This window comes from Desulfitobacterium nosdiversum (assembly GCF_049860565.1).
GTDB classification, from domain to species: Bacteria; Bacillota; Desulfitobacteriia; order Desulfitobacteriales; family Desulfitobacteriaceae; genus Desulfitobacterium_A; species Desulfitobacterium_A nosdiversum.
Genome location: NZ_CP172056.1, coordinates 2225593 through 2251004 on the forward strand (window position 1 = coordinate 2225593; position 25412 = coordinate 2251004).

Sequence of the window (25412 nt, forward strand, 5' to 3'; positions counted from 1 at the left end):
GAAGTGGCAGATAGAATGAACGATATATCGTTTGATGAGATTGTGAGAATAGGTACAGGAGAACTGAGCGATGAAAGTATTATATTATGATTGTTTTTGCGGAATTAGCGGCGATATGAATTTAGGTGCACTTCTGGATTTAGGAGTAGATGAAGATTATTTAAGGCGAGAGCTGTCTAAGCTCAGTCTGAATTCTGAATATGAGCTGCAGGTTAAAAAGGATAATAAAAAAGGAATAAGCGGAACTCAAGTAAACGTAGTTTTAAAAAATACAACTCATCTTCATAAACATCACCACCACCATCATGAAAATGATGAAGTACAGAACGATGATGACACGTTCAATGGCTCTAACCACCATGCACATAGAGATTTTAAGGATATTGAAAGTATAATAACAAACAGCAGTTTGAGTGATAAAGTAAAAAAGTTGAGCTTGGCAATTTTTCAGAAGGTAGCAGAAGCGGAGGCAAAGGTTCATGAAAAACCTCTATATGAAGTGCATTTTCATGAGGTTGGGGCCGTTGACTCTATTATCGATATTGTTGGAGCTGCTGTTTGCTTAGATTATTTAAATGTTGATAAAATTATGGCCTCGACGGTGCAAGTAGGAGGAGGCTTTGTAAAATGTGCGCATGGAATTATACCGGTTCCTGCACCGGCAACTGTAGAAATTTTAAGAAATATACCTATAAAATCGGGTCTTGTTCAATTTGAAACAACTACCCCTACAGGAGCCGCAATTTTAGCCGCAAATGCAGAAGCGTTTATGGATAAAGTTGATTTATCCATAGAAAAGATAGGATATGGAATTGGACATAGGGATTTAGAAATTCCTAATGTCTTAAGAGTATATCTAGGTAATGAAGAAAAGATTGAAGAGGTAGAAGAACAAAATATCATTGAGACCAATTTAGATGATATGAATCCTGAGCTTTATGAGTATGTTGAAGAAAAGCTATTTGCCAGTGGTGCATTGGATGTTTATAAAACGCCTATAGTTATGAAAAAGGGAAGACCCGCTGTAAAATTATCAATACTCACAAACTTAAAAAATGAGAAAAGTATTTTAGATGTAATCTTCAAGGAGACCACTTCTATTGGGGTAAGAAAATATAAAGTTAATAAGATAATGCTCCATAGAGAAATTGTACAAGTTGATACGAAATATGGAAGAATAACAGTGAAGAAGTCCTATTATAATGGTGAGCTTGTTAAATATAAAGCTGAATATGAAGATTGTAAAAGAATCGCATTACAAAATAATGTAGCTATTTTGGACGTGTATAAAGAAGTTAATAAGGTATTTGAATTAAAATAATAAGACTGTCTCATTATTGTTAAATACCTATAGTAATTGGGATATTTGGGAGGCCGGCATGCTATTACAAGAGAAATTTCAACTATTAAAAGATAATATTAAAAAAAGAGGGAGTGCAGCTGTTGCTTTTTCAGGCGGAGTGGATAGCACCTTCTTAGTTAGGGTTGCCCATGAAGTATTAGGGGATAAACTGGTAGCAGTGACAGCTACCTCATCAACTTACCCCGAAAGAGAACTTAAAGAAGCAATACAGTATGCTAAGGATATGGGAGTAAAACATGTCATTATATCTTCGGAAGAGTTAGATATTGAGGGTTTTGCTAGTAATCCTAAAAATAGATGTTATTACTGCAAAAAAGAACTTTTTACAAAGATAAATGAAATAGCGAAACAAAATAGCGTTCAATATGTATTTGATGGTTCAAATGTTGATGATAATGGTGATTATCGACCAGGAATGCAAGCAGCAAGGGAGTTAGAGGTATTAAGTCCACTTAAGGAAGCCAATCTTACGAAAGCAGATATAAGAGAACTTTCAAAAGAGCTGGGGCTTCCAACTTGGGATAAGCCTTCCTTTGCCTGTTTATCCTCTCGATTCCCTTATGGAAATAAAATAACTCTTCCAAAGCTTAAAATGGTCGATGAAGCAGAACAGTTTTTACTTGATCTTGGGATAAGACAAGTGAGAGTACGACATCATGGAGAAATAGCCAGAATTGAAGTTTCTCCTGAAGAACGGGTTCAATTCTTTGATGTTGAAGTCATGGATAAGATAGGAGAAAAGTTCAAAAAGATCGGATTTACCTATGTTACTTTAGATATGCTTGGGTACAGAACTGGTAGTATGAATGAAGTACTTTCACCAGAAGAAAAGTTGGTTTAATGAAAAGTTTAGATTTTAAACTTATGAAATTAGTAAGGATTTTAACGAGCAAATTAAATTTGAGCTAAATATCCTTTGATGAGGAAGAAATAGATAACTATGAATAAAGAAGAAATAAAAAATTTACTTGAGTCTGTAAAAAACAACGAGATAAATATTGATAAAGCCATGAAGATTATTGAAGACTTGCCCTATAAAGAATTAGGATTTGCAAAAATTGATAATCATCGAGAGATTAGGGTCGGATACCCAGAAGTTATCTATTGTGAAGGAAAAACGGCAGAACAAGTCGTAAAAATAGTTGAGTTTATGCTTACGAAAAACAACAATATCCTAGCAACAAGAGCAACTCAAGAGATGTATGAAGAAGTCAAAAAAATTTGTCCGGAATCAAATTATAATCCACTCGGGAGAACAATAACCATTAGAAAAAGAGATGAAAAAGTTACAGATAGCTATATCGCTATCGTTTCAGCAGGGACCTCTGATTTGCCTGTAGTCGAAGAAGCTGCCGAAACGGCAATGATCTTTGGAAATAGAGTGGAAAAGATCACGGATGTTGGAGTGGCGGGTATTCACAGGCTGTTTGAAAGCTTAAATGTCATTAGAGGCGCAAGGGTAGTTATCGTTATAGCGGGAATGGAAGGAGCACTTGCCAGTGTTGTGGGAGGTCTCATCGATAAACCTTTAATTGCAGTGCCAACAAGTGTTGGCTATGGAGCAAGTTTTAGAGGACTGGCGGCCCTTTTAACCATGTTAAATAGTTGTGCAAGCGGTGTTACTGTAGTTAATATAGATAATGGCTTTGGTGCGGCTTATAGTGCCAGTATCATTAATAAGTTATAAAAAGGAGAGAAAATGAGCTTTAAGCTGAGCAAGCATCCAAAATGGCTTAATTTTGCAGTCATAGTAGCACTATTTCATCTCATTGGAACAACTTTGCTGTTAATAAATGCTCGTCAGTATCCTCAAATGATTGGGTTTGGCTTCCTTGCATATACACTCGGACTAAGGCACGCTTTTGACGCAGATCATATCGCAGCGATTGACAATACCGTCCGAAAGTTAATCCAACAAAAAGAAGACCCTGCAGGTGTGGGATTTTTCTTTTCACTAGGGCACTCATCTGTAGTGTTTATCATGGCAGTGTTAACCGCTTTTTCAATGAATTGGGCTGAAGCTCATATTCCGCATATAAAAGATATTGGAAGCATAATTGGCACAGCAGTATCTGGGGGATTTCTTATCCTCATAGGAATGTTAAATCTATATTTATGGTTCGATATTTACAGGGTTTTCATTAATTCACGTAGGGAAGAGTTTGATGATCAACATCTGGAGGAGCTTTTATTAAATCGAGGGTTTTTTTCACGTTTATGCGGGTCCTTGTATAGTTTCATCAATAAAAGCTGGCATGTCTATCCACTGGGCTTTTTATTTGGATTAGGGTTTGATACGGCATCGGAAGTAGCACTCTTGGCGATCTCGGCAAATGTAATAGCTCAATCTATCCCAATTACACTGGTTATATGCTTGCCCATTCTTTTCGCGGCAGGAATGAGTTTACTGGATACAGCGGACGGTATATTTATGTCGACTGCATATAACTGGGCATCTATAACCCCTTTACGAAAGACGTATTATAATTTATCGGTAACCGGAATCTCTGTAGTTGCAGCATTAGGGATAGGATTTATCGAATTGACTCAAGTATTTGCACCGAAGTTCGGTTTGAATAGCGGTATATGGGGATGGATGCAGAACATTGATATCGGGAGTATTGGGTATCTAATGGTGACCTTATTCATTTTATTATGGGGATTATCTTTTATAATATGGAAATTCTTACGGCTGGAAAATGGCAAATAAACTGGCCTATGATATATGAGATTAAAGCGATCTTATAGAAAATGCATCTGTGTTATATAGTTGCATTTTTTTATTTATTAAAATGTAAAAGCATTTAATGTAAAACATCTTTAATCTAAAGAAGCACCTTTCAAAATCATGCTTGACTTAGAGTTAACTCTAAGTGTTATGATATCGGATATCAGGGGGTAGAATTGTATGATGATTGCAGAAGTCAGTAAAAAATATGATCTTTCACAGGACACACTCCGCTATTATGAACGCATTGGATTGATTCCCAGTGTGAACCGCAATAAAAGCGGAGTCAGAGATTATACGGAAGAAGATTGCCGGTGGATCGAATTTATCAAATGTATGAGAAATGCAGGCCTTCCAATTGAAGTGTTGATTGAGTATGTTGGGCTGTTTCAGCAGGGTGATGCGACCATTAAATCCAGAAAAGAACTCTTAACTGAGCAGCGTAGGCAGTTAATTGTAAGAATAGAAGATTTGTATGAAACGCTGAAACGCCTAAATCATAAAATTGAAAGATATGAAAAGACAGTACTTGAAAAAGAAAAAGAGCTAATTAGTCCGAAGGATTAGTTAAACCATAGGCATCACGCAAGAAGTGAGGGATGGACATTAAAACTAAAAAGTTGTGGATTATCGGGTTATTTTTGATTGCTGCCTTTTTCTTAAGTATAAATATCCAGTCGATTTATTCATTAGACGGAAATTATAAAAATTCTATTAAAACCAAAGAAGCTAACGCTGTACCCTCCTCAAATGAGATGTCTCAGTCTACAGAAACAAATAAAGCAATTCCGATATTAGGCGCGTTTCCATTGTCCTCTGCTTCTGAAGTAAACGATATGTCACGTCAAAAAAACGTTCGATTTGCGGTGATAAGTGATATTCATCTTCTTTCAAGCGAAACGGCGCCGATGAAGTTTCGAACGGCCGTAGAAGATCTCCTTGTGAATCAACAACCGCCCCTAAACTTAGTCGTATTAAATGGTGATCTGGGCGACGGAACACCTGAGGACTATCAAACACTTAACCAAATTCTTCGTTCTGTTCGAACGAGTACGGGTAAAACAACTCCGATCGTGCCCAACATTGGAAATCATGAATTTTACAAAGCCTATCACGATCCGAACAGCAATGCTTGGAATGCCGCTGCGTTTCCCAATCAAGATACGGATCAACTGGCATTACAGCGGTTTTTAGCCTTTGCTGATCGAGATAAGGTTTACACTGACCATTTTATTAACGGTTATCATTTCATATTTCTTGGCTCCGAAAAGTCTAGAATGTCTGATCTTAATATCGGTGATGCTGCATATCTTTCAGAAACACAATTAACATGGTTGAAAACAAAAATCTCAGAGAACCTTACACCCGGAAAGCCGGTGTTTGTCTTTTTGCACCAACCTGTATTTTCCTCCAATAGTGAGGCGAAAACAAAGTACAACTTAGTGGTCCAACAGAAGGAACTCGCGAAAATCCTTCAATCGGTACCGAATGTCGTCCTCTTTGTCGGTCATTTACACATCAAATTAGGCTCACCTGACTCTGTTGTCAAAGACACATATACAATGTTCAATGATTCTTCCGCGAGTCGAATACGCCAAGCCCCTTCCGAGGCCAGTCAGGGGTTAATTGTTGATGTTAAAGATGGTGTTGTAAATGTAAAAGGACGTGACTTCTTGCAACACGAATGGCTGCCCGAGGCTGATTATCAACTAAACTTTTCTTGACTTAGAACAAACTTCAAATGTTATAATAGCGGATATCAGGGAGGTGGAACTGATGACCATTGCTGAAGTAAGTGAAAAATTTGATGTTTCACAGGACACACTCCGCTATTATGAACGTATCGGATTGATCCCTCGTGTGAACCGCAATAAAAGCGGAATGAGGGATTATACTGAAGAAGACTGTAAATGGGTCGAATTTATTAAATGTATGCGAAGTGCAGGCCTTACGATTGAAGTATTGATTGAGTATGTTGGGCTGTTTCAACAGGGTGATGCGACTATTGAGGCCAGAAAAAAACTTTTGACCGAGCAGCGTAAGCAGTTGATAGCAAGAATGAAAGACATGAAAAAATCGCTGGAACGCCTAAATTATAAGATCGAACAATACGAAAATGCGGTGGTCCCCAAAGAAAAAGAGCTGAAATAAAATTAGTAAAGCCAAGACTCGTTAGAAAATGTCTAATGGAGCCTTGGCTTAATTGTTGGAAAAGTACTTATTTCATATGTTGAATGAAGGTTCTATACATGATCCAAAGGAAGGAAAGAATATTAGAAAAAGTTAATATATACTTCATACTTCTATTATACATTGATTTCTAAATTTATGGATAAAGTAGATATCAAGTTTTATCGAGCTAAAACCATCTGCTAACGGGTGGGAAATTACCTGATATAGTGTATAATTCCTAGGCTTTTTGAAGGTTGACAAATTTGTCAGGGATGTGTTAAAAATATCCCTGAGTTTGTTTAATTATCAACAATATAAAGAAATAAATTATTAAATTATATGATTGAGGATTATAGGAGAAAAAGAGGAGTGGTATGGGATGATTAAAGCCTATAGATGTTCAACTTGCGGAGAATTTGATGTCGATCGAAAATTAAGCGAGGGGGAACTCGAAAACTGCCCGACATGCGGTAAGAAGGTTCAACGTGTTTGGAGTCCGACAATTTCTATCTGGAAAACGGATGGAGCTTTTGGAAAAAGCACAGCCACAAAAAGCGAGTGAGGGTGTAAATCCTCGCTTCTGAACAAGATAATCAAAGGCCGCCAAATCAAGGCGGCCCTGTAATAATAAATGTAACCGGGTTGGCGTATAACAATGCGTTTAACTTTAATGCTGGCTCAATTTGTACTGACTGAACCAATGTGCCTTGGTTAGTTAGATTCTAGTACCGCCCTTAAGGTTTTGCTCAGCGAATTCAATCATTCGTTTGGTCATCATACCGCCTACTGAGCCATTTTCACGACTGGTGCGGTCTCCGCCGAGTTGAACGCCTAATTCGCTTGCAATCTTGTTTTTAAATTGATCAAGAACTTGTTCAGAACCTTGGCTTGCGGGTTGGTTATTATTTGGCATAATAGGTAACCTCCTTAAGATTTAAAAATTTTTCGGTTTTGACTTTTTAATTTTAATGTTTAACTCTAGTATGTTTAGGTTTATGAGAAATAAACAGGAAAGTCTTGGATTGAATTCTGTATGAGGATTTAGTACTAAGGGGTAATTAAAAATGCAGAGAAGACCATATTACAGGCCTTTACTGCATTTATTTTTAATTCAAAGCAGATTGGACTAATTAGATCTTTATGGGAGCCATCCAGCTTAAGCAAAAAAAGAGCATATTATAGCGGAAGACTGATAGAAATCACCCTAGATTTGTAGCAATTAAAAAGCGGCATTGGCATGCCGCTTTTTTAATACATAAGCTTGAAGTTTTTAGGAAGATAGAAAGCTTATTGCATTATCAGATAAGTTTCAGTGACGCTGGATTATGCTCAAATACCGGTTATGGATTGAGCTTAAACTGAGTAAACCGCATATTGCTCCCAATAAGGCTAAAGACATATCCCAGTGTGTATCCCAGATATCCCCTTGCAGTCCAACGAATGCTTCTGCGGCTTTACCCATAATTAGGGCAACAAGTCCCTCGGCTAATTCATAACTTGCACTAACTCCAAGTGTTAATCCAAGAACTAAAAAGATAAGGAATTTCGTACTAAGCTGAAATTTTTGCAGTAATATTTCTCTTATCGTCATCGCTGCAGCTAGACCGCCGGTGATATGAGCAAATCGGTCATAGTAATTTCTGCCCAACTGAAAATAATCTTTAAACCAATTAAAGAGCGGAACTTTACCATAACCATAATGGCCGCCTATTAAGGCGATGATGAAACCTAAGCAAAGAAGGATATAGACTAGGGTTGTTAAACGAAACGTGTTATAGGTATATAGAATAATAATGGTTCCCACAATTACCGGAATAACCTCGAGAAACCACGTCCCGAGTTGATCGGGTTTAAGAGCAGACCATATAAACATAAATAATAAAATGAGCATAAGGAAGAGGTGCGTCTTGGGTATTGATTTTAACTTAAGCATTTTATTTCCTTAGAATACGTCATTATATAAATCGTTATATCTTTAGAATGGTTAATTTGCTGAAATCAATACCTAATTTGACTTAAAAAATCATTTACATATTAAATGTGACAGAATAAATGTCCCCATATTAGGATTGCAGTAAATTCTCTATATTGCCGAGAAAGATAATAAAATTTTGGATTTCATTATCTATTTGGAAGTTGAAGGAATTTCAAAAGGAGTATTAAGAATATAAGTCGAATATACCAAGAAATCATTGACATGAGTTTTTTGAACTGAATTGAAGGGAGATGAAAGCCCTATGAAATATCGTTTTTCTGAATTAGTTAACATATCTAACCTTCAAAATTTTTTGGAAGGTTTATTTTCTATGTCTAATCCCGTTTTTGGCATAGTGGACAACGATAGTAACCTTATATTTTCTTATGGTTGGCAAGAAATCTGTCAAAAATATCATAGATTAAATAGTGAAACTGCACTTCTATGCAAACAAAGCGATAGTTATCTTAAAAACCATTTTGATATTAATAAGCCGTATGTATATTATACCTGCGCAAATGGGTTAATTGATGCAGCAACTCCAATTATTATTGAAGGTGAACATATAGCTACAGCGATTCATGGACAGTTTTTATTCGAAGAACCTGATAAAGAGCAATTTATAAGGAAGGCCCAAAAATATGGATTTGATGAGGAAGAATACTTAAAAGCTCTGGCTAAGGTGCCAATTTATCCAAAAGAAGAATTAGATTCAATTATGCTTAATATGCGTCAACTATTTGAAATGATGGCGAGAAATGGATTAAATCGTCTTCGGCGGATAGAATCTGAAAAGGAAAAAAGATTAAAAACTATTATTGATAATACGCCCTATGTGGCAATTCAAAGCTATGATTCAAATGGAAGAATCCGGTATTGTAATCAGGCCTCTGAAACTATGTTTGGCTGGGTTCATAGCGAAGAGAAAGAGACAACTTTAGACCAACCCATGATCTTCGAAAAATGTTTGGACAGCGATTTTGGGGCAAATTTAAAGAGTATAAATGAAACGGGGAGAGTTATTAAAGATAAAGAATGGATTTTTAAAAATAAAGAAGGCATTGAAAAAACGATATCTTCAACACTGTTTCCTATTGATTTGCCAGATGGGAAAAAAGAACTTATAAGCATTGATATAGATATTACTGAGAAAAAACGTTTTGAAAAAGAAATGCAACGTTTAGATCAATTAAACCTAATAGGTGAAATGGCCGCCGGCATAGCTCATGAAATACGAAATCCTTTGACGACTATACGCGGTTACCTCCAATTGATTCAAAACCGGGAGGAAGTTAAACTATTCAAAAGTCAATTCGAGTTAATGATGGATGAAATAGATAGAGCGAATTCGATTATTTCTGAGTTTTTATCTCTAGCCAAAACTCAGCGACCTGAAACTAAAAAATGTGATTTAAATGACATTATCACAAAATTATTTCCTCTTATTCAAGCGGATGCTTTTACAAAGAGTATGGAGGTAATATTTGAACCCGGGGAAATCTCGCTTGTTCATTTAAATGCAAAAGAAATCCATCAGCTTATCCTTAATCTGTGTCGTAATGGTCTGGAAGCAATGAAAAAAGGCGGCTGCATTACGCTGAAGACATTTAGAGAGGGTCAATATGTAGTTTTAAGTGTTAAGGACGAGGGAATTGGGATTCCAATTGAAAATCTAGATAAGCTCGGGAAACCATTTTTTAGTACAAAAGATAATGGAACAGGACTTGGCCTTGCTAATTGCTATAACATCGCGACTCGTCATAATGCAATAATTGATATTAATACAAGCCCAGGCGGTACTGCCTTCTTCATTCGGTTTCCTTGTGAAGAAATTTCTTAAATGAGCTGACTTAGGAGGAGCGCTTGTTCCTTTAGCCGGTTTAGTTTTAACATCACCGCTCATTAATGTTGATATGTATGATCAAGATCACATTTTAATATTTCAAAAACCTATATACTTACTTTATAAAGAAGAATAAGGATAAAGGCTGGAATAGGAAGGAAGTTCAATGATGCTTAGTAGCATAAGTGCAATTATGAAAAAAATGGTAGAATACTTTGATGGTGATGTTAGGCGAATTAACCATGCTTTAAAGGTGTATGCTTTTGCTAAAAGTATAGGAGAACTTGAGAATATCCCGGCGGAAAAAATGAAAATCCTTGAAGCAGCAGCGATTTTACATGATGTTGGGATTAAAGAAAGTGAAAAGAAATATTCTTCATCTTCCGGAAAATATCAAGAAATTGAAGGGCCGCCGATTGCTCGTGAAATTTTAAAAGAATTAAATTTACCTCAGGATTATGGGGACAGGGTTTGTTTTCTGATTGGCAACCATCATACGTATCTTAAAATAGACGACATAGATTTTCAGATCCTTGTCGAGTCAGACTTCCTTGTTAATATTTTTGAAGATGCTATGAACCAAGAGCAAATAGAAACGATAAAGAAGAAGTATTTTAAGACGAAGACAGCCTTGGATTATTTAGAGAGCATGTATAATTCCTAACAGCAGTGCCGTGATTTGAATCACGGCTTCTTTTTTCTTATTCAGATAAACTTAGTTTACGTAATCTTGTCAACGAGATCGAATTAGGGATTAACTCAGGAGATGTGATGGATCAGGCCTTTGACTAAACTGATTCGTTAATTAAAACGAGGTGAAATCGAGACAGTGGTTGCAAATATCACAAACACCGGATATATCTTCGTTAATGATCAGGGACAAATCTATTCAATCGATCAGACTGTTGCTAAACTATTGCATGTAGAAGCTTCAAATGCTTTGGGGCGCCGATTAATCGAGATTTTTCCGGATACTCGGCTTCTCGAAGTTCTTGTCTCGCACCATCCGCTCCTCCACGAGCAAGTTCTTAATCAGCTTAAGGTTAAAGTAAGCTATCATCCGGTAGTTTATCAAGAGCATTTTTTAGGGGTTATGATCCTTATTGATCTTGAAAAATTGAGTATTCCTGAGAAGGAAAACCGGGCCTTGATTGATCTCTATGAAGGAATCCTTTCTGATCTTCCCCTGGGCTATGCGGTGGTCAATCGTCAGGGGCGGGTTGTTTTCATGAATGAAGACTATAGCTGCATGTTAGGATGTACTCCTCATGATTTAATTGGCTTGCCGCTTTCTAAACATGTACCGTTTACCCGAATTTCAGAAATTTTAAGGACTGGAAAATCGAGACTGGAAAGCGAGCTTGAATTTCAGGGGAAGCTTTTTTTACTCTCCGAAGCCCCGATAAAAGCTCAAGGTCAGACAATTGGAGGCATCAGTAAAATTCTCTTGCGTGAGTGGATTGAGGGGGAGGACTTTCGCAACCTCTCAGACCGAATTCAGGTATTGGAGAACAAGATCCTTTTTTATAAAGAAGAACTTCTCGATTTGCGAAGCCGGCGATCCCCCCTTGATGAGATTCAAGGAGAAAGCCCGGAAATGAACAAAATTAAGCAGGTGGTCAAGAGAATTGCACTTCACGATGCCAATATCCTTATTACAGGGGAGAGCGGTACGGGAAAGGGCCTTTTAGCTCAGACGATTCATCAACTTAGCCCTCGTCATGGAGAACCGTTTATTAAGATTAACTGTGCTGCGATTCCTGAAAATCTACTTGAATCGGAATTATTTGGCTACGAAGAAGGAGCTTTTACAGGCGCAATTAAAGGGGGAAGACCGGGTAAATTTGAACTGGCTCAGGGCGGAACTATTTTTCTTGATGAAATAGGGGATATGCCTGTAGCCATGCAGGCCAAAATTTTACGTGTTCTCCAGGAAAAATCGTTCGAACGGATAGGGGGGCATAAAACTCTGTCCGTTAATGTTCGGGTTATTGCGGCAACCCACCGTGATTTAGTCGAGCTCATTGATCAAGGGGAATTTCGTTTGGATTTGTATTACCGATTAGCTGTAATTAGTTTAAATATACCTCCGCTTCGTGAACGTCCGATGGATATATGTTTTTTAACGGAAGGAATTATGCAGAAACTCTCCCAAAAATATTCAAAGCCGATTCACGGCTTAACTGCTGCTGCAGAAAAAGTCTTCTGGGATTATTCTTGGCCGGGCAATGTTCGTGAACTCGAAAATGTTTTGGAGTATGCCTTTAACTTTTTAGAACGTGATGAACAAGTAATCGACATCGGGCATTTACCGATAAATATTGTCAATTCTACTCAAAGCGGGAATAAAGCTGTACCTAAATATCAATGTCATAAACCGCAAAATTATGACTGTAAATCTTTAGAAGAAGCGGTTGCTCAAGCGGAGTTTGAGGCGATTAGACAAGCTTTAAAACTCACACGGGGAAATAAACAAGCAGCAGCCCGTATGCTTGGAATCCATATTTCAGGACTTTATCAAAAATTAAAGAAGTATTCGCACTTGATAGAGTCATGTCAGTTATAAACGATATTTTTAAGCTAAGGGAGCCGAAGTCATATGACGTTTCTGCTTAGAGATACAGTTAATCAATTAAAGAATACATTTCCTACACATTCCAATCGGGAAATTGATGTGGATGAGTGGGTCTATTCCACGTGTGGGTACTGCTCAGTAGGCTGCGGTCTCTATATTGGCGTAAAAGATGGAGAAGCTGTAGCTGTGGAAGGAAATTCTGATTCCTTGGTTAATAAGGGGAAGCTTTGTATAAAAGGACTATATGAGTGGAAAGCTCTTCATGCCCCGGAAAGAGCAACCTCGCCGATGATCCGTAAAAATGGGAAGCTTGAGCCGGTGTCTTGGGATGAGGCCTTAAGCCATTTCGTGGATAAAATGCAGAGAATAATCGATGAAAAAGGCTCAGAAGGGGTCGGGATATATCATACAGGTCAGCTTTTACTTGAAGAGTATTATGCCTTGGGTAAACTGGCAAAAGGGGTAATCGGAACTCCGAATATCGATGCGAATACGCGGCTTTGCATGGCATCTGCTGTTCAAGGCTATATTCGTTCTTTTGGAACGGATGGCCCTCCAGGATGTTACGAAGATCTTGATCAAGCGGAAGTCCTCTTTATTATCGGCGCAAATCCCGCGGAGATGCATCCCCAACTCTGGCAAAGGATTCTACATTATCGTGCTGAAAAGAAAACAAAGATAATTGTCGCCGACCCACGGCTGACATTACCGGCGCAAGTGGCTGATCTCCACCTTGCGTTGCGGCCAGGTACTAATATTGCTCTGCTCAACGCTATGATTCATGTCTTGATTAGCGAAGGGTTAATTGATTTGGAAATGATTGAAGCGCATACTCATGGATTTGCTGAATTAAAAGCACTTGTCGAAGATTACCCGCCTGAGCGCGGAGAGGAATTGACAGGAGTCCCTGCAAAGCGGATTATTGAGGCAGCCTTACTTTTTGGCCGATCTGCAACTGCGACAACCCTTTATTGCCAGGGTGTTAATCAGAGTATGTCCGCTACGGATACGGCAACCTTAATTAACACTCTTCATCTTATCTCCGGTAAAATAGGAAAACCTGGCTGTACACCCTTCTCCTTAACCGGGCAGTCAACATCGATGAGTAACCGTGAGGTTGGTGGAACGACTTCTTTACCCGGCTTCCGAAATCCCATGAATCCAGAACATCGTCGGGAAGTGGCTGAAATCTGGAAGCTCGATCAGGAAAAAATTCCCTGTCAAACAAATGACATAATGAAGATGATGGCACTGATAGGTGAGGGAAAACTTGATTTTCTTTGGGTTATTGGAACAAATCCCGTGGTATCTCTACCGGATCAAAGAAAAATACGAGAATATCTCGATCGTGTTTTTCTAGTTGTACAAGATGTTTATTATCCGATGGAAACCGCCCAGTATGCAGATATTTTTCTTCCTGCGGCACAGTGGGGCGAGAAAACAGGGACGTATACTAATCTGGAACGCCGTGTAAATATAGGGTATCAAGCCGTGAAGCCGCCGGGTAACGGAAAATCGGATTTAATTATTTTTCAGGAAGTTGGGAAGCGCTTGGGTGAAGGTGAGGCTTTTAACTGGAATGAACCAGAAGAGGTCTTTAATGAATGGAAGCTGCTTTCGAAAGGCAGACCGAATGATATGTCGGGAATGACCTATCTCCGTCTAGAAAAAGAACATGGAATTCGTTGGCCTTGCCCGGCAACCAATCATCCGGGAACGGCTCGCCTTTATACTCAAGGGATATTTAATACATTTGAATGCATTGCTGAAGCCTATGGTGATTTTAATCATTTTGAAGGAAGGGCGAAATTATGGGCGGTCCCCTATCAACAACCTCCAGAGATTCCCGATTCAGATTATCCTTTTTGGCTCAATACAGGCTCAATCATTGAACATTACCATACGCGCACGAAAACGAAGCGTATACCTGAGCTAAACATTACCGCCCCAGAGGGCTATGTGGAAGTTAACCCTCAAGATGCAAAGGGACTTCAAATCCAAGACGGTGAAAAAGTTCGTGTCGTTTCTCGGCGGGGCTGGATAGAGGTTGGTGTTCGCGTAAGAAATACAGTAAGCCCAGGACAAGTTTTTGTTCCCTTTCATTTTGGGGATTTAGATCCTCTAGAGGCCCATTTAAAACAAGCCGCTAACCACTTAACACTGAACTGGGTAGATCCTTTCTCGAAACAACCCATGATGAAAGTTTCGGCTTGTCGAATCGAAAAAATAAGACATTCTATTCAGAAAGAAACCCTCTAAATTTCTAGAGGGTTTTCTAATTTTTTAGAGGGTTTTTTATAGATTTCCATTTAAACATTAAGATTAAAAGCGGTATGAATCTTAAAAACCATGATGAAACCGCACTTCTCAATAGATCTAAGACCTTGGCACGGAAATTGCTAATATTATTTGATAAAGATCTTGGAATGACATGAATAGTGATTAAATTCCTAAACATTGGAGTGATTAGAGTGGAAAAAGGTAAATTCAAACTATCTCGGCGCCAATTTCTTCATGCAACAGCTGCTACAGGGGTTTTAATCGGAACGGCAGGGGCCGGAGGATTTGCAAAACGGGCGATCGCTGGGGGAGAAGCCGCAGCTCCGAATATTAAAACCATTAGAACGACATGCTCACCAAATTGTACAGGGGCCTGTGGAATGAATGCTATTGTCGAAGATAATGAACTAAAGGCAATTGTGCAAGCGGCGGACTATCCTGATTCTGAGTATAACCCCGGGGTTGTCTCAAGGGATTGTCAATGATGAATCTTGTCTATGGACCGGATCGCCTAAAAACCCCATTGATTCAGAAGGGTAAACCAGGCTTTGACGATTTACAAAAATCAACATGGGATGAGGCCTTGGATTTTACAGCCAAGCGCCTTAAAGAAATTGCTGAAAAATATGGTCCTGAATCCATCGGTGTAGCCTTTCAGGTTGGTGGAACAGGCTATGTTCATAAAGGAGCCGTATCTCGGTTAGCTACTTTGGCGGGTTGGAACATTCATCATGCCTATGACCAAAATGGAGACTTGCCCATGTTTTGGCCGATGACTTTTGGCGTACAGACGGAGGAACTTGAACCGCGCGAATGGTTAAATTCACGCTACGTCGCTATTTTTGGTTCTAATATTATGGCAACCCGCCTTCCGGACGCTCATTTTCTTGTAGAGGCAAGAAACCATGGAGCAAAGATTGCCGTATTCGACCCTAACTTTAGTCCTACGGCAGCTAAAGCGGATGAATGGATACCGATCAAAGGGAGCAGTGATGCTGCAGTTGCACTTGGAATTTCGAAAGTAATCCTTGATGAGAAACTCTATGATGAGACATTCATTAAAACATTTACAGATATGCCTCTCCTCATTCGTACCGATAATGGAAAACGTATCAAGGCGGAGGAAGTCCAAGGTTTGAGCAAACCTGTCGACATACCTGCTTATCGACAAGCCTATGTTGCTTATAATGGACAATTCATTGCCGTTCATCCTGAAAAACTTGATCTTCCTCACGATATCTCACTGGATAGTGAAATAGAAGTTCCCCTAAAGAGTGGGGAAAAGATCAAAGCTAAGCCCGCATTTTTACTTCTTCAAGAAAGCTTAAAAAAATATACCCCTGAGGAAGTGGAAAAGGAATCGGGGATGAACAAGGATACACTCGTACGTATTGCTCGTGAAATGGCTGCGACTAAGCCTCTTCATATTGTCTATGGTGCAAGTAATTATCAATGGTATCACGGGGATCTTAAGGGGCGTGCTCTTGCTTTAATTAACGTTTTAACCGGAAACATTGGACAATCTGGGTCGGGGATTTCAACTTATGCCGGACAATACCGCATCCGCCTTAAAGTGGCGGAGTGGTGGGTTCCGGAAGGGCGTAAACAAAACTGGCTTCCCTTTCTCTATATGCTTAATGGTCCCACGAAAACCATGAAAGCAAAGTATCCCAAGAACGGAATCAAAGCCTTGATCTTTGGGTGGGGAAATCCTTTTGATCAGCACAATATGTCCAATATTCTTCGGGCAAGGGTAGAGTCCGGGGAAATTGAGTTTGTAGTGACAATGGATTTTCAAATGACAACAAGCTGTAAGTACAGCCATGCAGTTCTCCCGGCAGTAACGTGGTATGAAAAAACGGATCTCGTAGCAACCCCGGTTCATCCCTATCTGCAATTGCAACAGCCGACGATTACACCGGTTTATGAAGGAAAGCCCGAACTTTGGATTATGAAAGAACTCGCCAAACGATTAAATCCAGAGTTCGAGAAATACTTCTATCCCGGTCTAGACGCCGATCAAGCAGCAGAAGAGGCGATTAAACTGATGCTGAGGACCGGAGGCGCTGCCGTTGAGGGGATTACGTTGGAACAGTTGAAAAAAGGTCCGGTTCGTTTAAAATCTGCAGTACCTGGTAATCGTCAGATACCCTTTTATGAGCAAATCCAGTATAAACAACCATTTCCCCCCGTTAGTCTTCCCGCAAAACTCGAACAGACAGCACAGTTTGTTAAAAGCGGAAGAATTGAGTTCTATAAAGATGAAGATATCTTTCTTCAAGCGGGGGAAGCCTTGCCTGTTCATAAACCCCCTTTTGAGGAAAGCGAGTATGCACTCAATCCAAAAGCCCGTGAGAAATACACGTTTACCTTTATCACTCGGAATGCCATCTACAGAGTACACTCTACCCATTCCAATAATATCTGGATGAACGAACTCCAAGAAGGTAAGCCCCATGTTTGGCTAAATCCTAAAGATGCCTCTGAAAAAGGAATTCAAGATGGAGACGAAGTTGAAATCTATAATGATCGCGGAAAGGTTACGGCTTTTGCTGTCGTAGATCCGGGGGCGGGTCAGAAAGTAGCTGTTTTCGAAGAGGGTTGGTGGAGTCGGTACTTGAAAGGAGCTTCGTATAACTCTTTAACGTATCCATTCATTAAACCGACTCATGAGGTCTATTTTGTTCCCGGAATGTGGGCCCCGAATACGGCGTGGAACGAGTGCCTCTGTGACGTAAGAAAGGTGGGTGATGTCCAATGAGACTGGGAATGGTCATTGATTTAGATAAATGTATCGGATGCCGCACGTGTGCTGTGACGTGCAAATCCCATAATGCCCAACCCCCCGGGACATGGTGGAATCGTGTATTTACGCCCGGAAGTTCTTATCATCAAGCTGCCGTGGGGAAAGATGGACATTTGCAAATGAATTTTCTCCCCGTATCTTGTCAAATGTGTGATAATGCTCCCTGCCAAAAGGTTTGTCCCGTTGGGGCAACCTATACGGATGAACGTGGTGTCGTACTTGTTAATTATGACCGCTGTATTGGATGCCGTTATTGCATTGCAGCTTGTCCTTATAATGTCCGGCAGTTTAACTGGGAGGATCCCCAAAAAGCAAAAAAACGGGTTGGTTATAAAGAAGGCTATGATTATGGATATCCAACTGAAGCAAGGGATAAACAAGGACAGCTTGTCTACACTCCCAATCGTCCGCAAGGGGTCGTTGAAAAGTGTACCTTCTGTTTTCAATATACCTCAAAGGGTGAAAAACCGGCCTGTGTTCGTTCGTGTCCCTCAAAAGCCCGAATTTTTGGAGATCTTGATGATCCGGATTCTGAAGTAAGTCGATTGATTCGTGATCGTCAGGCCTTTCGCCTTAAGGAAGAGTTAGGGACTCAGCCAAAAGTCTATTATCTCCCGGCAAGTAAGCCAAATCGTTAAGCCAGCAGGTATGATCCGTTGAATTTAATGAGAGGTGTTAGAAATGGCAATAAACAATAAACGACTCAATGGTGTGCTTGCGCTAGGCATTGTCTTCCTCATAATAAGCCTAAGCGCTTGGGGCTTTCAACTTAAACAAGGCCTTATTGTAACGAATATGAGAAATCCCTTTAGTTGGGGACTTTATATTGCAACCTTTGCATTTTTTGTTGGAATTGCAGCAGGAGGACTCATTGTCTCCTCCTCTGTCTATTTGTTTAATTTAGAAAAGTTAAAGCCCTTGACTAAGATCGCCTCATTATCAGCCTTCGCCTGCTCACTTGGGGCAGGAGCAATGATTTTGCCGGATATGGGACGGGTTGATCGAATATTTAATATGTTTCTTTATCCTAATTTTCGGTCACCGCTTGTTTGGGACGTTATCGTCATCAGTTCGTATCTCATCGTGACATTCTTAAGCGTTTATGTCCAACTTCTTCCGGATTGGAAGAAAGAAGAACGGGGCTTTTTGAATGGATGGACAAAGAAGCATTCATTAGAGGAAATTCAGAAGTTTTCAAAGAAATGGTCCAAGCGCGTCTCGATCATCGGTCTCCCGATTGCCGTTCTAATTCATACAGTTACTGCTTTGATATTTGCCACTCAAGCCTCGCGAGGCTGGTGGAATACGGCAATTCTTCCGCCTGACTTTGTCTCTGTTGCCGTTGCTTCGGGAACAGCCTTAGTTCTCTTGATTGCCCTTCTTTTTGCCGGCAAGGATAGGTTTTCCGAATATCATGAAGCTTTCAAAATCTTAGCAAGTATTGTCGCCGGGGCCTTGGTTATTCACTTTTTCTTTGCTGCCGTAGATTTAGTAACCCATGGTTGGTGGGGAAAAGCTGAGACTCATGAAATTTTCTCACTTGTTTTTGGACGTTATGGTTTGGTATATGCGACCGAAATCTTCTTACCAGGTTTTACGATGATTTATTTCTTTACACAGAAAGGTAAAAGTTCCCGGAAATCCTTTGTTTTTGGATCGGTACTCCTTTTCATCGGCGTTTTTGCCCATCGGATGATGCTCATGTTTCCGGCCTTTAACGCGATTCCTTTAAGCATAAATATCAATGGCACAGGAATTGAGAATTGGACGTATCCCGTTGCTGTAGGACAATATCAAGAGGGTGTATCATCATTTGTCAGTTCTTGGCCTTATGTTCCCACTTTTGTTGAAATGGCTCTTGCGTTGCTTCCTTTTGGGGTTGTTTTATTTGTGGTATCGTTCTTCCTAAAAATGTATCCTTTCTTACCCAAGAATTTAAAAAAGGAGAATTGATTTTTGTTACAGTCGGTTTCTAAAATTCGCATTAAAGCTATTCTCTTAAAATATTTCTCCAAATTCAAAGGGAAAAAAAGAATGACACCGTTAGTTTCACCCGCTCCATTGGATATTTTTATTTCACTGCTCGGTTCATTGATTGGGATTTCAATTCTTAGCCTATTACTATTGGTTTATAAAATTCCAATATTAGCTGCACCATTAGGCGCATCGGTGGTACTTGTCTTTTGGGTCTCTGATGCGCCGCTGTCACAACCTCGTAATGTAATTTTAGGCCATACGATATCAGCTGCCATAGGGGTAATGACCTATCAGTTATGGGGCATGAGTTGGTGGTCAGTGGCTATAGGAACTTCGACCGCTATTTTAGGCATGGTGTTAACAAAAACTACTCATCCTCCTGGTGGGGCTACGGCATTATTGGCTATTCTAAGCGCTGCAGAGCCAAGCTACATTTTTACCCCAATATTAGCGGGTAGCTTAATCTTGATTTTAATCGGTGTACTTGTGAATAACCTTTCACCTAATCGAAATTACCCACGATATTGGTATTAAAATAAACGGGGTGTACCTATGTTTAAAAAAATTCTTGTTCCTACCGATGGATCTGAGTATTCTCGCAGGGCGTTTGTGATTGCGTTGAAAATGAGCAGACAGTTCGTTTCTGAAGTGATTTTGCTTCATGTAGCAGTGACACCAGAAGCTTTAGGTTATGTTCTTTCTAAGGATACAGCTGTGGTTCAGGAGCAGGTTAATCTTAGTGGTGAAACGGTATTAACGGCTACGTGTAAGGATATGGAAATAGAAGGAGTGAAGTTAACGATCATAAAGGCTGCCGGGCATCCTTCATCCGTAATCTTAGACGAGATTGCTAACAAAGATATTGATCTGATTATCATGGGGTGTCATGGATACGGTGCCCTAACCGGATCACTCATGGGAAGCGTAAGTCAGAAGGTTCTAGCGAAAACGAAACAGCCAGTACTTCTTGTAAAATAAGAACTCTGCTTGAGTTTATAAAATCTTAACAAAGAAATCATATAAAAATAAAAATTTATTAACATGGTTATGTTAGAATACAGATAGTGACTAGATAGATATAAACTACATGAGAAAGACAAAAACGACAAAGCCGTCCAAAGTGTGAACTGCACCCCCAAAGTTAGACAGTATGATATACTAAAATAACTTTGGGGGTGTTTTCATGCCAAAAGGAACTCCATTTTCGGGAGAATTTAAACAAAAAGTAATAGAAGATATGCAAACAAATAGGCTAAGTTATCGTGAAACGGCTAAGAAATACGATCTACCAAACCATGAACCCATAAGAAAATGGGAGCGAATTTATTTGACGGAAGGCGTTGAGGGGCTTTATATAGACCGCCGGGGTCGCAAAAGCGCAGGAAGACCTGTGAAGCTCGGCAAAAAAGTTGAGGAAGACTTAATTGCTGAAGTCCAACGTCTGCGGGCGGAGAACGATTACCTAAAAAAATTGAATGCCTTGGTTTCCGAGAGGGTACAGCGAGAGAAAAGACACAAGTCGTGACGGAACTGAGGCAGAAACATAAGCTCGATGTACTCCTCGTCGTAGCCAAGCTTCCGCGCGCTACGTATTATTACAATCTTAAGCAACTATCAGTTTCGGATAAATACACCGAAGTTAAAGAACAAATAACCTCGATTTATACTGAAAACAAAGGTAGATTTGGTTATCGGAGAATTACCATGGAACTGCGCAATCGCGGTAATATCGTCAATCACAAGACCGTTCAGCGTCTGATGAAAGCACTGGGCATTACCTGCCATGTTAGGATGAAGAAATATCACTCTTATAAGGGTGAAGTGGGCAAGGTAGCGCCGAATCTTCTGGAACGTGACTTTGAGGCGGAGAAGCCAAACTTGAAATGGGTTACTGATGTCACAGAGTTCAGCCTGTTTGGTCAGAAACTCTATCTGTCCCCAATTCTAGATTTGTGCAGCAGAGATATCGTCAGTTACACCATTTCGGATAGGCCGGTTTTGTCCATGGTAACGAGCATGCTGGGCAAAGCGTTTTCAGCAATTCCGGACAGCACAAACCTTATTCTCCACTCGGATCAGGGCTGGCAGTACCAACATAAGGTGTATCAGCGAATGTTGGAAGTGAAGGGCATTCGGCAAAGCATGAGCCGAAAGGGCAACTGTCTGGATAATGCCGTGATAGAAAACTTCTTTGGCCTACTTAAAAGTGAACTTCTGTATCTACAGAAATTTGAATCGATGGACCATTTTAAAAATGAACTCATCGACTATCTCGATTACTACAATAATCGCCGTATCAAAGTAAAGCTAAAGGGTTTGCCGCCTGCTTTACACAGACAGCAAACCCTCTTGGCTGCTTAATAAAATACTCGTCTAACTTTTTGGGGTCACTTCAGTGGGACGGCTTTTGTCGTTAATCTAAAGGTAATTTCCAAGAAACTGTAGAATAAGATAACAGGTTATAATATCTCATGAGCTGCATTTCTCTAATTTTTCTTCAAGGAGGGAAGAAAAGTGAACAACGATGTAGCCATAATTGAGGAAGTTTATGATAGAGTTTTACCTGAAGTACCCTCATCTCTTCACAGATGGGGGAGAATAGTATGGGTTCAAGACATCGAAGTTGGGGCTAAAGGGAAATTCCTTTACTATGAAAATGGGGTCTCTAAAGTGACTAACCTTAGCACAATTACTAAAGTGATAAGAACACTAAACAGTGTAGAGATACATACGCAGTGCAGTATATATAAATTAAGAATACTGCCTGGTGGATAAAACAGTAAGGTTTTATGGAACTTGTCGGATATTTATTATAAGCCTAAAGGGAAAGAACATTCGTTGAATAAAGGGGCTATTGAAAAACAGCCCCTTTTTCGTGCGCGCAATAATTATGAACTATTGCAAAAGACCCGAAAGCGTAGTTTCGCGCATAGAAGTGAACGATTCGCGGAGGGACGTGCAGGTGAACAAAGCTTTCGTAGCGCAGCGCAGCCAGGGGTTCACATCAGGTATTGCCCAGAGGTTTGGCGGAGCTGCTACGAAGGCGAAGTGAACCAGTCCCGGAGTACCAGAGTAAACGGATATGCGCGAAGCTACAAGACCATAGGTTTTGCGACAGCCCCTGATTTTTGGGACAAATTATCAATTATTGACATATGCCATAAATAGGGTATAATCAAATTAAAAAAATAGCATATGCCAATTAAGCATAGACTTATTGAAGAGAGGAGATCTTGTGAAAAAGTTAAAAATTCCTGAAGCAACGATCATCCGGCTTTCGGTTTATTCACGTTATTTCACTGAATTAGTGCGGAAGGGTATTATTACGCTATCGTCCAATGATATTGCGAAAGGGGTAGGGGTCAACCCTGCTCAAGTCCGTAAAGATTTGGCCTTCTTTGGGGATTTTGGAACGAAAGGAGTCGGCTATAATCTTCAGGATTTGCAGCAGAATATATTAAAAATACTCTCTTTAGATGCAGATTGGGATGTCGCCCTCGTTGGATTAGGTAACTTAGGCTTAGCGCTTAGCAGTTATAAAGGTTTCCGGGAACGTGGTTTTATTATCAAAAATATTTTTGATAATGATTTAAGTAAGATCGGGACTTTGATAAATGATGTGGAAGTTCTTCCGGTGTCAAGGCTAATTGAAGTGGTGAAACAAAACAAAGTTCAAATAGGAATAATCTCTGTTCCGTCAGACTTTGCTCAGGAAATAGCCGACATGTTAGTTCAAGGGGGGATTCAGGCTATTTTAAACTTTGCTCCGGTAGTCATCAATGTTCCACCCGAAATAAAATTGCGAAATGTAGATTTAGCAGGTAATATGGAATTGTTAGCGTATAATGCTTCCTAATGTTATGAAACTGGTTTAAATTTAGTATAAACCTTTGCATGTAAATATACTCAAAGTAGTTTTTTGTAAAGTGGACATAGCTTAGTGATTGCAATAGTTAGTATTAAAGGAGAAGATCGGGATGAGCAAAAAAGTACTTATTGTGGGCGGAGTTGCGGGAGGAGCCAGTGCAGCAGCCAGGTTACGCCGTTTGGATGAAAAGATGGAAATTATAATATTTGAACGAGGAGAACATATTTCTTATGCTAACTGCGGTTTGCCGTATTATGTCAGCGGAGTCATTTCCGAGCGTGAACAACTTTTGGTTCAAACGCCTCAAGGAATGAAAAAGCGGTTTAACATTGATGTTCGTATCAACAGCGAAGTTACACGTATTTTTCCCGAGGAAAAAGCGATAGAAGTCCAAGATGAAAATGGGAGAATTTATAAAGAAACGTATGATGACCTAATCCTTTCGCCAGGAGCAGCTCCAATCCGACCACCGATCCCGGGCATCGATGATGTCGAAGTGCACGTTGTACGCAATGTTGCTGATATTGATCAGATAAAGCGCTATGTTGATATAGCGCAGCCCCAATCGGCAGTGGTTGTCGGCGGTGGATTTATCGGCTTAGAAATGGCTGAAAACCTTAATGCCAGAGGAATAGAGACAACGATTGTTGAAATGAGCAATCAGGTTATGGCTCCCCTTGACTATGAGATGGCGGCTATCCTTCATGACCATATTTACAATAAAGGAGTCGAACTTAACCTGGAAGATGGGGTAAAAGCCTTCGCCAAAAAAGAAAACAAAACGATTATTACCCTGCAAAGCGGAGAGGAGATTGAAACAGATCTTACGATTCTGGCCATCGGCGTAAGACCGGATATTAAATTAGCTAAGGAAGCTGGACTGGCGATTGGGGATTTGGGAGGAATAAAAGTAAATGATTACCTGCAAACCTCTGTTGAACATATTTACGCAGTCGGGGATGCTATCGAAGTTAAGAATTATGTTACGGGTCAACCCTCTCTTTTGCCTCTAGCCGGACCGGCCAATAAACAAGGGCGTATCGCAGCCGATGTTATTGCCGGCAGGGGCGGCCGATATAACGGTACCCAAGGAACTTCAATTGCTAAAATATTTGACATGGCCGCGGCTTCAACGGGTGCGAATGAGAAAATGCTTAAAAAGCTCGGGATTTCTTATGAAGTATCATATACTCATTCGGCTTCTAATGCTTCTTATTATCCGGGAAGCCAACGAATCTCGACCAAGCTTATTTTCGATAAAGAAAATGGCCGAATTCTGGGCGCACAAATCGTCGGTTCCAAGGGTGTTGATAAACGGATCGATGATATTGCTGGAGCTATTCGGAGGGGAAGTACGGTTTTCGACTTGCAAGAATTAGAATTGGCTTATGCTCCGCCATTTTCATCAGCTAAAGATCCAGTAAACATGGCCGGCTATGTCGCAGGAAATATTATAAGAGGAGATATGGAAATCATCCATTGGCATCAACTCCAAAAACTCAACAAAAAAGATATTACCGTAATCGATGTACGAACGCTTGAGGAACGAAAAGGAAAATTTATTCCTGAGTCCTTGCATATCCCAATTGACGAGCTGCGTAATCGCTTAGAGGAAATTCCTCAGGATAAGGATATCGTTGTATATTGTGAAATTGGGCTGCGAGGATACTTAGCGTATAGAATATTGAAGCAGAATGGTTTTGAGCGAGTTAAGAATTTGAGCGGCGGCTGGCTGACCTATTATCCAGCAGTTTTCGGTTAATTATATTGAAATGTTTTTAGCCTTTCGTTAGAGAGGCTATTTTTTTCTGTAAAAAGCTAATTT

26 protein-coding genes are annotated in these 25412 nt (G+C 39.9%); 24 read left to right on the forward strand and 2 right to left on the reverse strand.

Annotated elements, in window-relative coordinates; genetic code table 11:
* Positions 1-70 precede the first annotated feature (70 nt).
* The 8 genes from larC to ACHOLT_RS10735 all read left to right on the forward strand — a co-directional run bounded on the left by larC (position 71) and on the right by ACHOLT_RS10735 (position 6825).
* On the forward strand, positions 71-1321 hold the full coding sequence (larC, locus tag ACHOLT_RS10700; protein ID WP_425800451.1) for a nickel pincer cofactor biosynthesis protein LarC: 1251 nt from the start codon (positions 71-73) through the stop codon (positions 1319-1321).
* A gap of 58 nt (positions 1322-1379) precedes the next feature.
* Complete coding sequence (gene larE / locus ACHOLT_RS10705; protein WP_425800453.1) at positions 1380-2204, forward strand: ATP-dependent sacrificial sulfur transferase LarE; 825 nt, start codon at positions 1380-1382, stop codon at positions 2202-2204.
* Between the two features lie 99 nt (positions 2205-2303).
* Complete coding sequence (gene larB / locus ACHOLT_RS10710; RefSeq protein ID WP_425800455.1) at positions 2304-3050, forward strand: nickel pincer cofactor biosynthesis protein LarB; 747 nt, start codon at positions 2304-2306, stop codon at positions 3048-3050.
* 12 nt (positions 3051-3062) lie between these two features.
* Entirely contained in the window at positions 3063-4073 is a 1011-nt protein-coding gene (locus ACHOLT_RS10715; RefSeq protein WP_425800457.1) for a HoxN/HupN/NixA family nickel/cobalt transporter, read from the forward strand.
* 198 nt (positions 4074-4271) lie between these two features.
* On the forward strand, positions 4272-4658 hold the full coding sequence (locus tag ACHOLT_RS10720; protein WP_425800459.1) for a MerR family transcriptional regulator: 387 nt from the start codon (positions 4272-4274) through the stop codon (positions 4656-4658).
* A 32-nt stretch (positions 4659-4690) separates the two neighbouring features.
* Positions 4691-5815 carry a metallophosphoesterase family protein gene (locus tag ACHOLT_RS10725; RefSeq protein ID WP_425800461.1) on the forward strand — a complete coding sequence of 375 codons (1125 nt, stop codon included), beginning with the start codon at positions 4691-4693 and terminating at the stop codon, positions 5813-5815.
* Between the two features lie 52 nt (positions 5816-5867).
* Positions 5868-6242 (forward strand): MerR family transcriptional regulator, encoded by a 375-nt coding sequence (locus ACHOLT_RS10730; protein ID WP_425800463.1) that lies wholly within the window; start codon positions 5868-5870, stop codon positions 6240-6242.
* Positions 6243-6642: 400 nt separating this feature from the next.
* Positions 6643-6825 (forward strand): FmdB family zinc ribbon protein, encoded by a 183-nt coding sequence (locus ACHOLT_RS10735; RefSeq protein WP_425800465.1) that lies wholly within the window; start codon positions 6643-6645, stop codon positions 6823-6825.
* A gap of 153 nt (positions 6826-6978) precedes the next feature.
* On the opposite strand, the gene ACHOLT_RS10740 is transcribed toward ACHOLT_RS10735, so the two are convergent.
* Together ACHOLT_RS10740 and ACHOLT_RS10745 are read right to left on the reverse strand one after the other, a co-directional pair.
* The gene (locus ACHOLT_RS10740; RefSeq protein WP_425800467.1) at positions 6979-7176 is read right to left on the reverse strand and encodes a small, acid-soluble spore protein, alpha/beta type; all 198 of its coding nucleotides are present in this window, start codon (positions 7174-7176) and stop codon (positions 6979-6981) included.
* A gap of 396 nt (positions 7177-7572) precedes the next feature.
* Positions 7573-8136 carry a DUF2238 domain-containing protein gene (locus ACHOLT_RS10745; RefSeq protein ID WP_425800469.1) on the reverse strand — a complete coding sequence of 188 codons (564 nt, stop codon included), beginning with the start codon at positions 8134-8136 and terminating at the stop codon, positions 7573-7575.
* A gap of 364 nt (positions 8137-8500) precedes the next feature.
* On the opposite strand from ACHOLT_RS10745, the gene ACHOLT_RS10750 reads away from it, so the two are divergent.
* The 16 genes from ACHOLT_RS10750 to ACHOLT_RS10825 all read left to right on the forward strand — a co-directional run bounded on the left by ACHOLT_RS10750 (position 8501) and on the right by ACHOLT_RS10825 (position 25349).
* Positions 8501-10078, forward strand: a complete 1578-nt coding sequence (locus tag ACHOLT_RS10750) for a PocR ligand-binding domain-containing protein (RefSeq protein ID WP_425800471.1) — start codon at positions 8501-8503, stop codon at positions 10076-10078.
* Between the two features lie 172 nt (positions 10079-10250).
* Positions 10251-10745, forward strand: coding sequence for an HD domain-containing protein (locus ACHOLT_RS10755; protein ID WP_425808014.1), 495 nt, complete (start codon positions 10251-10253; stop codon positions 10743-10745).
* A 165-nt stretch (positions 10746-10910) separates the two neighbouring features.
* Positions 10911-12647 (forward strand): sigma-54 interaction domain-containing protein, encoded by a 1737-nt coding sequence (locus tag ACHOLT_RS10760; RefSeq protein WP_425800473.1) that lies wholly within the window; start codon positions 10911-10913, stop codon positions 12645-12647.
* A gap of 33 nt (positions 12648-12680) precedes the next feature.
* Entirely contained in the window at positions 12681-14915 is a 2235-nt protein-coding gene (locus tag ACHOLT_RS10765) for a molybdopterin oxidoreductase family protein (RefSeq protein ID WP_425800475.1), read from the forward strand.
* A gap of 212 nt (positions 14916-15127) precedes the next feature.
* A complete protein-coding gene (locus ACHOLT_RS10770) occupies positions 15128-15421 on the forward strand; it encodes a twin-arginine translocation signal domain-containing protein (protein ID WP_425800477.1) in 294 nt (97 codons plus the stop codon).
* Positions 15418-17697: a molybdopterin-dependent oxidoreductase gene (locus tag ACHOLT_RS10775; RefSeq protein ID WP_425800479.1), complete on the forward strand. Its 2280-nt coding sequence runs from the start codon at positions 15418-15420 to the stop codon at positions 17695-17697. The genes ACHOLT_RS10770 and ACHOLT_RS10775 overlap by 4 nt, the downstream gene beginning before the upstream one ends.
* Positions 17694-18380 (forward strand): 4Fe-4S dicluster domain-containing protein, encoded by a 687-nt coding sequence (locus tag ACHOLT_RS10780; RefSeq protein ID WP_425800481.1) that lies wholly within the window; start codon positions 17694-17696, stop codon positions 18378-18380. The genes ACHOLT_RS10775 and ACHOLT_RS10780 overlap by 4 nt, the downstream gene beginning before the upstream one ends.
* A gap of 43 nt (positions 18381-18423) precedes the next feature.
* Positions 18424-19695 carry an NrfD/PsrC family molybdoenzyme membrane anchor subunit gene (nrfD, locus tag ACHOLT_RS10785; protein WP_425800483.1) on the forward strand — a complete coding sequence of 424 codons (1272 nt, stop codon included), beginning with the start codon at positions 18424-18426 and terminating at the stop codon, positions 19693-19695.
* Positions 19696-19698: 3 nt separating this feature from the next.
* Entirely contained in the window at positions 19699-20253 is a 555-nt protein-coding gene (locus ACHOLT_RS10790) for an HPP family protein (protein WP_425800485.1), read from the forward strand.
* Between the two features lie 18 nt (positions 20254-20271).
* Positions 20272-20697 (forward strand): universal stress protein, encoded by a 426-nt coding sequence (locus tag ACHOLT_RS10795; protein ID WP_425800487.1) that lies wholly within the window; start codon positions 20272-20274, stop codon positions 20695-20697.
* A 205-nt stretch (positions 20698-20902) separates the two neighbouring features.
* Entirely contained in the window at positions 20903-21244 is a 342-nt protein-coding gene (locus tag ACHOLT_RS10800) for a transposase (RefSeq protein ID WP_425800489.1), read from the forward strand.
* Positions 21241-22080, forward strand: a complete 840-nt coding sequence (locus tag ACHOLT_RS10805; protein WP_425800491.1) for an IS3 family transposase — start codon at positions 21241-21243, stop codon at positions 22078-22080. Before ACHOLT_RS10800 ends, ACHOLT_RS10805 begins: the two co-directional genes overlap by 4 nt.
* A gap of 153 nt (positions 22081-22233) precedes the next feature.
* Positions 22234-22494, forward strand: a complete 261-nt coding sequence (locus ACHOLT_RS10810; RefSeq protein ID WP_425800493.1) for a hypothetical protein — start codon at positions 22234-22236, stop codon at positions 22492-22494.
* 100 nt (positions 22495-22594) lie between these two features.
* Entirely contained in the window at positions 22595-22771 is a 177-nt protein-coding gene (locus ACHOLT_RS10815; RefSeq protein WP_425800495.1) for a hypothetical protein, read from the forward strand.
* A gap of 183 nt (positions 22772-22954) precedes the next feature.
* On the forward strand, positions 22955-23575 hold the full coding sequence (locus tag ACHOLT_RS10820; protein ID WP_425800497.1) for a redox-sensing transcriptional repressor Rex: 621 nt from the start codon (positions 22955-22957) through the stop codon (positions 23573-23575).
* Positions 23576-23696: 121 nt separating this feature from the next.
* The gene (locus ACHOLT_RS10825) at positions 23697-25349 is read left to right on the forward strand and encodes an FAD-dependent oxidoreductase (protein WP_425800499.1); all 1653 of its coding nucleotides are present in this window, start codon (positions 23697-23699) and stop codon (positions 25347-25349) included.
* The last annotated feature ends 63 nt before the right edge of the window (positions 25350-25412 follow it).

Bases quoted from the DNA above. Each gene is read 5' to 3' on its own strand.
- larC (WP_425800451.1), top strand. From the start codon at position 71: ATGAAAGTATTATATTATGATTGTTTTTGCGGAATTAGCGGCGATATG.
- larE (WP_425800453.1), top strand. From the start codon at position 1,380: ATGCTATTACAAGAGAAATTTCAACTATTAAAAGATAATATTAAAAAA.
- larB (WP_425800455.1), top strand. From the start codon at position 2,304: ATGAATAAAGAAGAAATAAAAAATTTACTTGAGTCTGTAAAAAACAAC.
- ACHOLT_RS10715 (WP_425800457.1), top strand. From the start codon at position 3,063: ATGAGCTTTAAGCTGAGCAAGCATCCAAAATGGCTTAATTTTGCAGTC.
- ACHOLT_RS10720 (WP_425800459.1), top strand. From the start codon at position 4,272: ATGATGATTGCAGAAGTCAGTAAAAAATATGATCTTTCACAGGACACA.
- ACHOLT_RS10725 (WP_425800461.1), top strand. From the start codon at position 4,691: ATGGACATTAAAACTAAAAAGTTGTGGATTATCGGGTTATTTTTGATT.
- ACHOLT_RS10730 (WP_425800463.1), top strand. From the start codon at position 5,868: ATGACCATTGCTGAAGTAAGTGAAAAATTTGATGTTTCACAGGACACA.
- ACHOLT_RS10735 (WP_425800465.1), top strand. From the start codon at position 6,643: ATGATTAAAGCCTATAGATGTTCAACTTGCGGAGAATTTGATGTCGAT.
- ACHOLT_RS10740 (WP_425800467.1), bottom strand. From the start codon at position 7,176: ATGCCAAATAATAACCAACCCGCAAGCCAAGGTTCTGAACAAGTTCTT.
- ACHOLT_RS10745 (WP_425800469.1), bottom strand. From the start codon at position 8,136: ATGTTTATATGGTCTGCTCTTAAACCCGATCAACTCGGGACGTGGTTT.
- ACHOLT_RS10750 (WP_425800471.1), top strand. From the start codon at position 8,501: ATGAAATATCGTTTTTCTGAATTAGTTAACATATCTAACCTTCAAAAT.
- ACHOLT_RS10755 (WP_425808014.1), top strand. From the start codon at position 10,251: ATGCTTAGTAGCATAAGTGCAATTATGAAAAAAATGGTAGAATACTTT.
- ACHOLT_RS10765 (WP_425800475.1), top strand. From the start codon at position 12,681: ATGACGTTTCTGCTTAGAGATACAGTTAATCAATTAAAGAATACATTT.
- ACHOLT_RS10775 (WP_425800479.1), top strand. From the start codon at position 15,418: ATGATGAATCTTGTCTATGGACCGGATCGCCTAAAAACCCCATTGATT.
- ACHOLT_RS10780 (WP_425800481.1), top strand. From the start codon at position 17,694: ATGAGACTGGGAATGGTCATTGATTTAGATAAATGTATCGGATGCCGC.
- nrfD (WP_425800483.1), top strand. From the start codon at position 18,424: ATGGCAATAAACAATAAACGACTCAATGGTGTGCTTGCGCTAGGCATT.
- ACHOLT_RS10795 (WP_425800487.1), top strand. From the start codon at position 20,272: ATGTTTAAAAAAATTCTTGTTCCTACCGATGGATCTGAGTATTCTCGC.
- ACHOLT_RS10800 (WP_425800489.1), top strand. From the start codon at position 20,903: ATGCCAAAAGGAACTCCATTTTCGGGAGAATTTAAACAAAAAGTAATA.
- ACHOLT_RS10825 (WP_425800499.1), top strand. From the start codon at position 23,697: ATGAGCAAAAAAGTACTTATTGTGGGCGGAGTTGCGGGAGGAGCCAGT.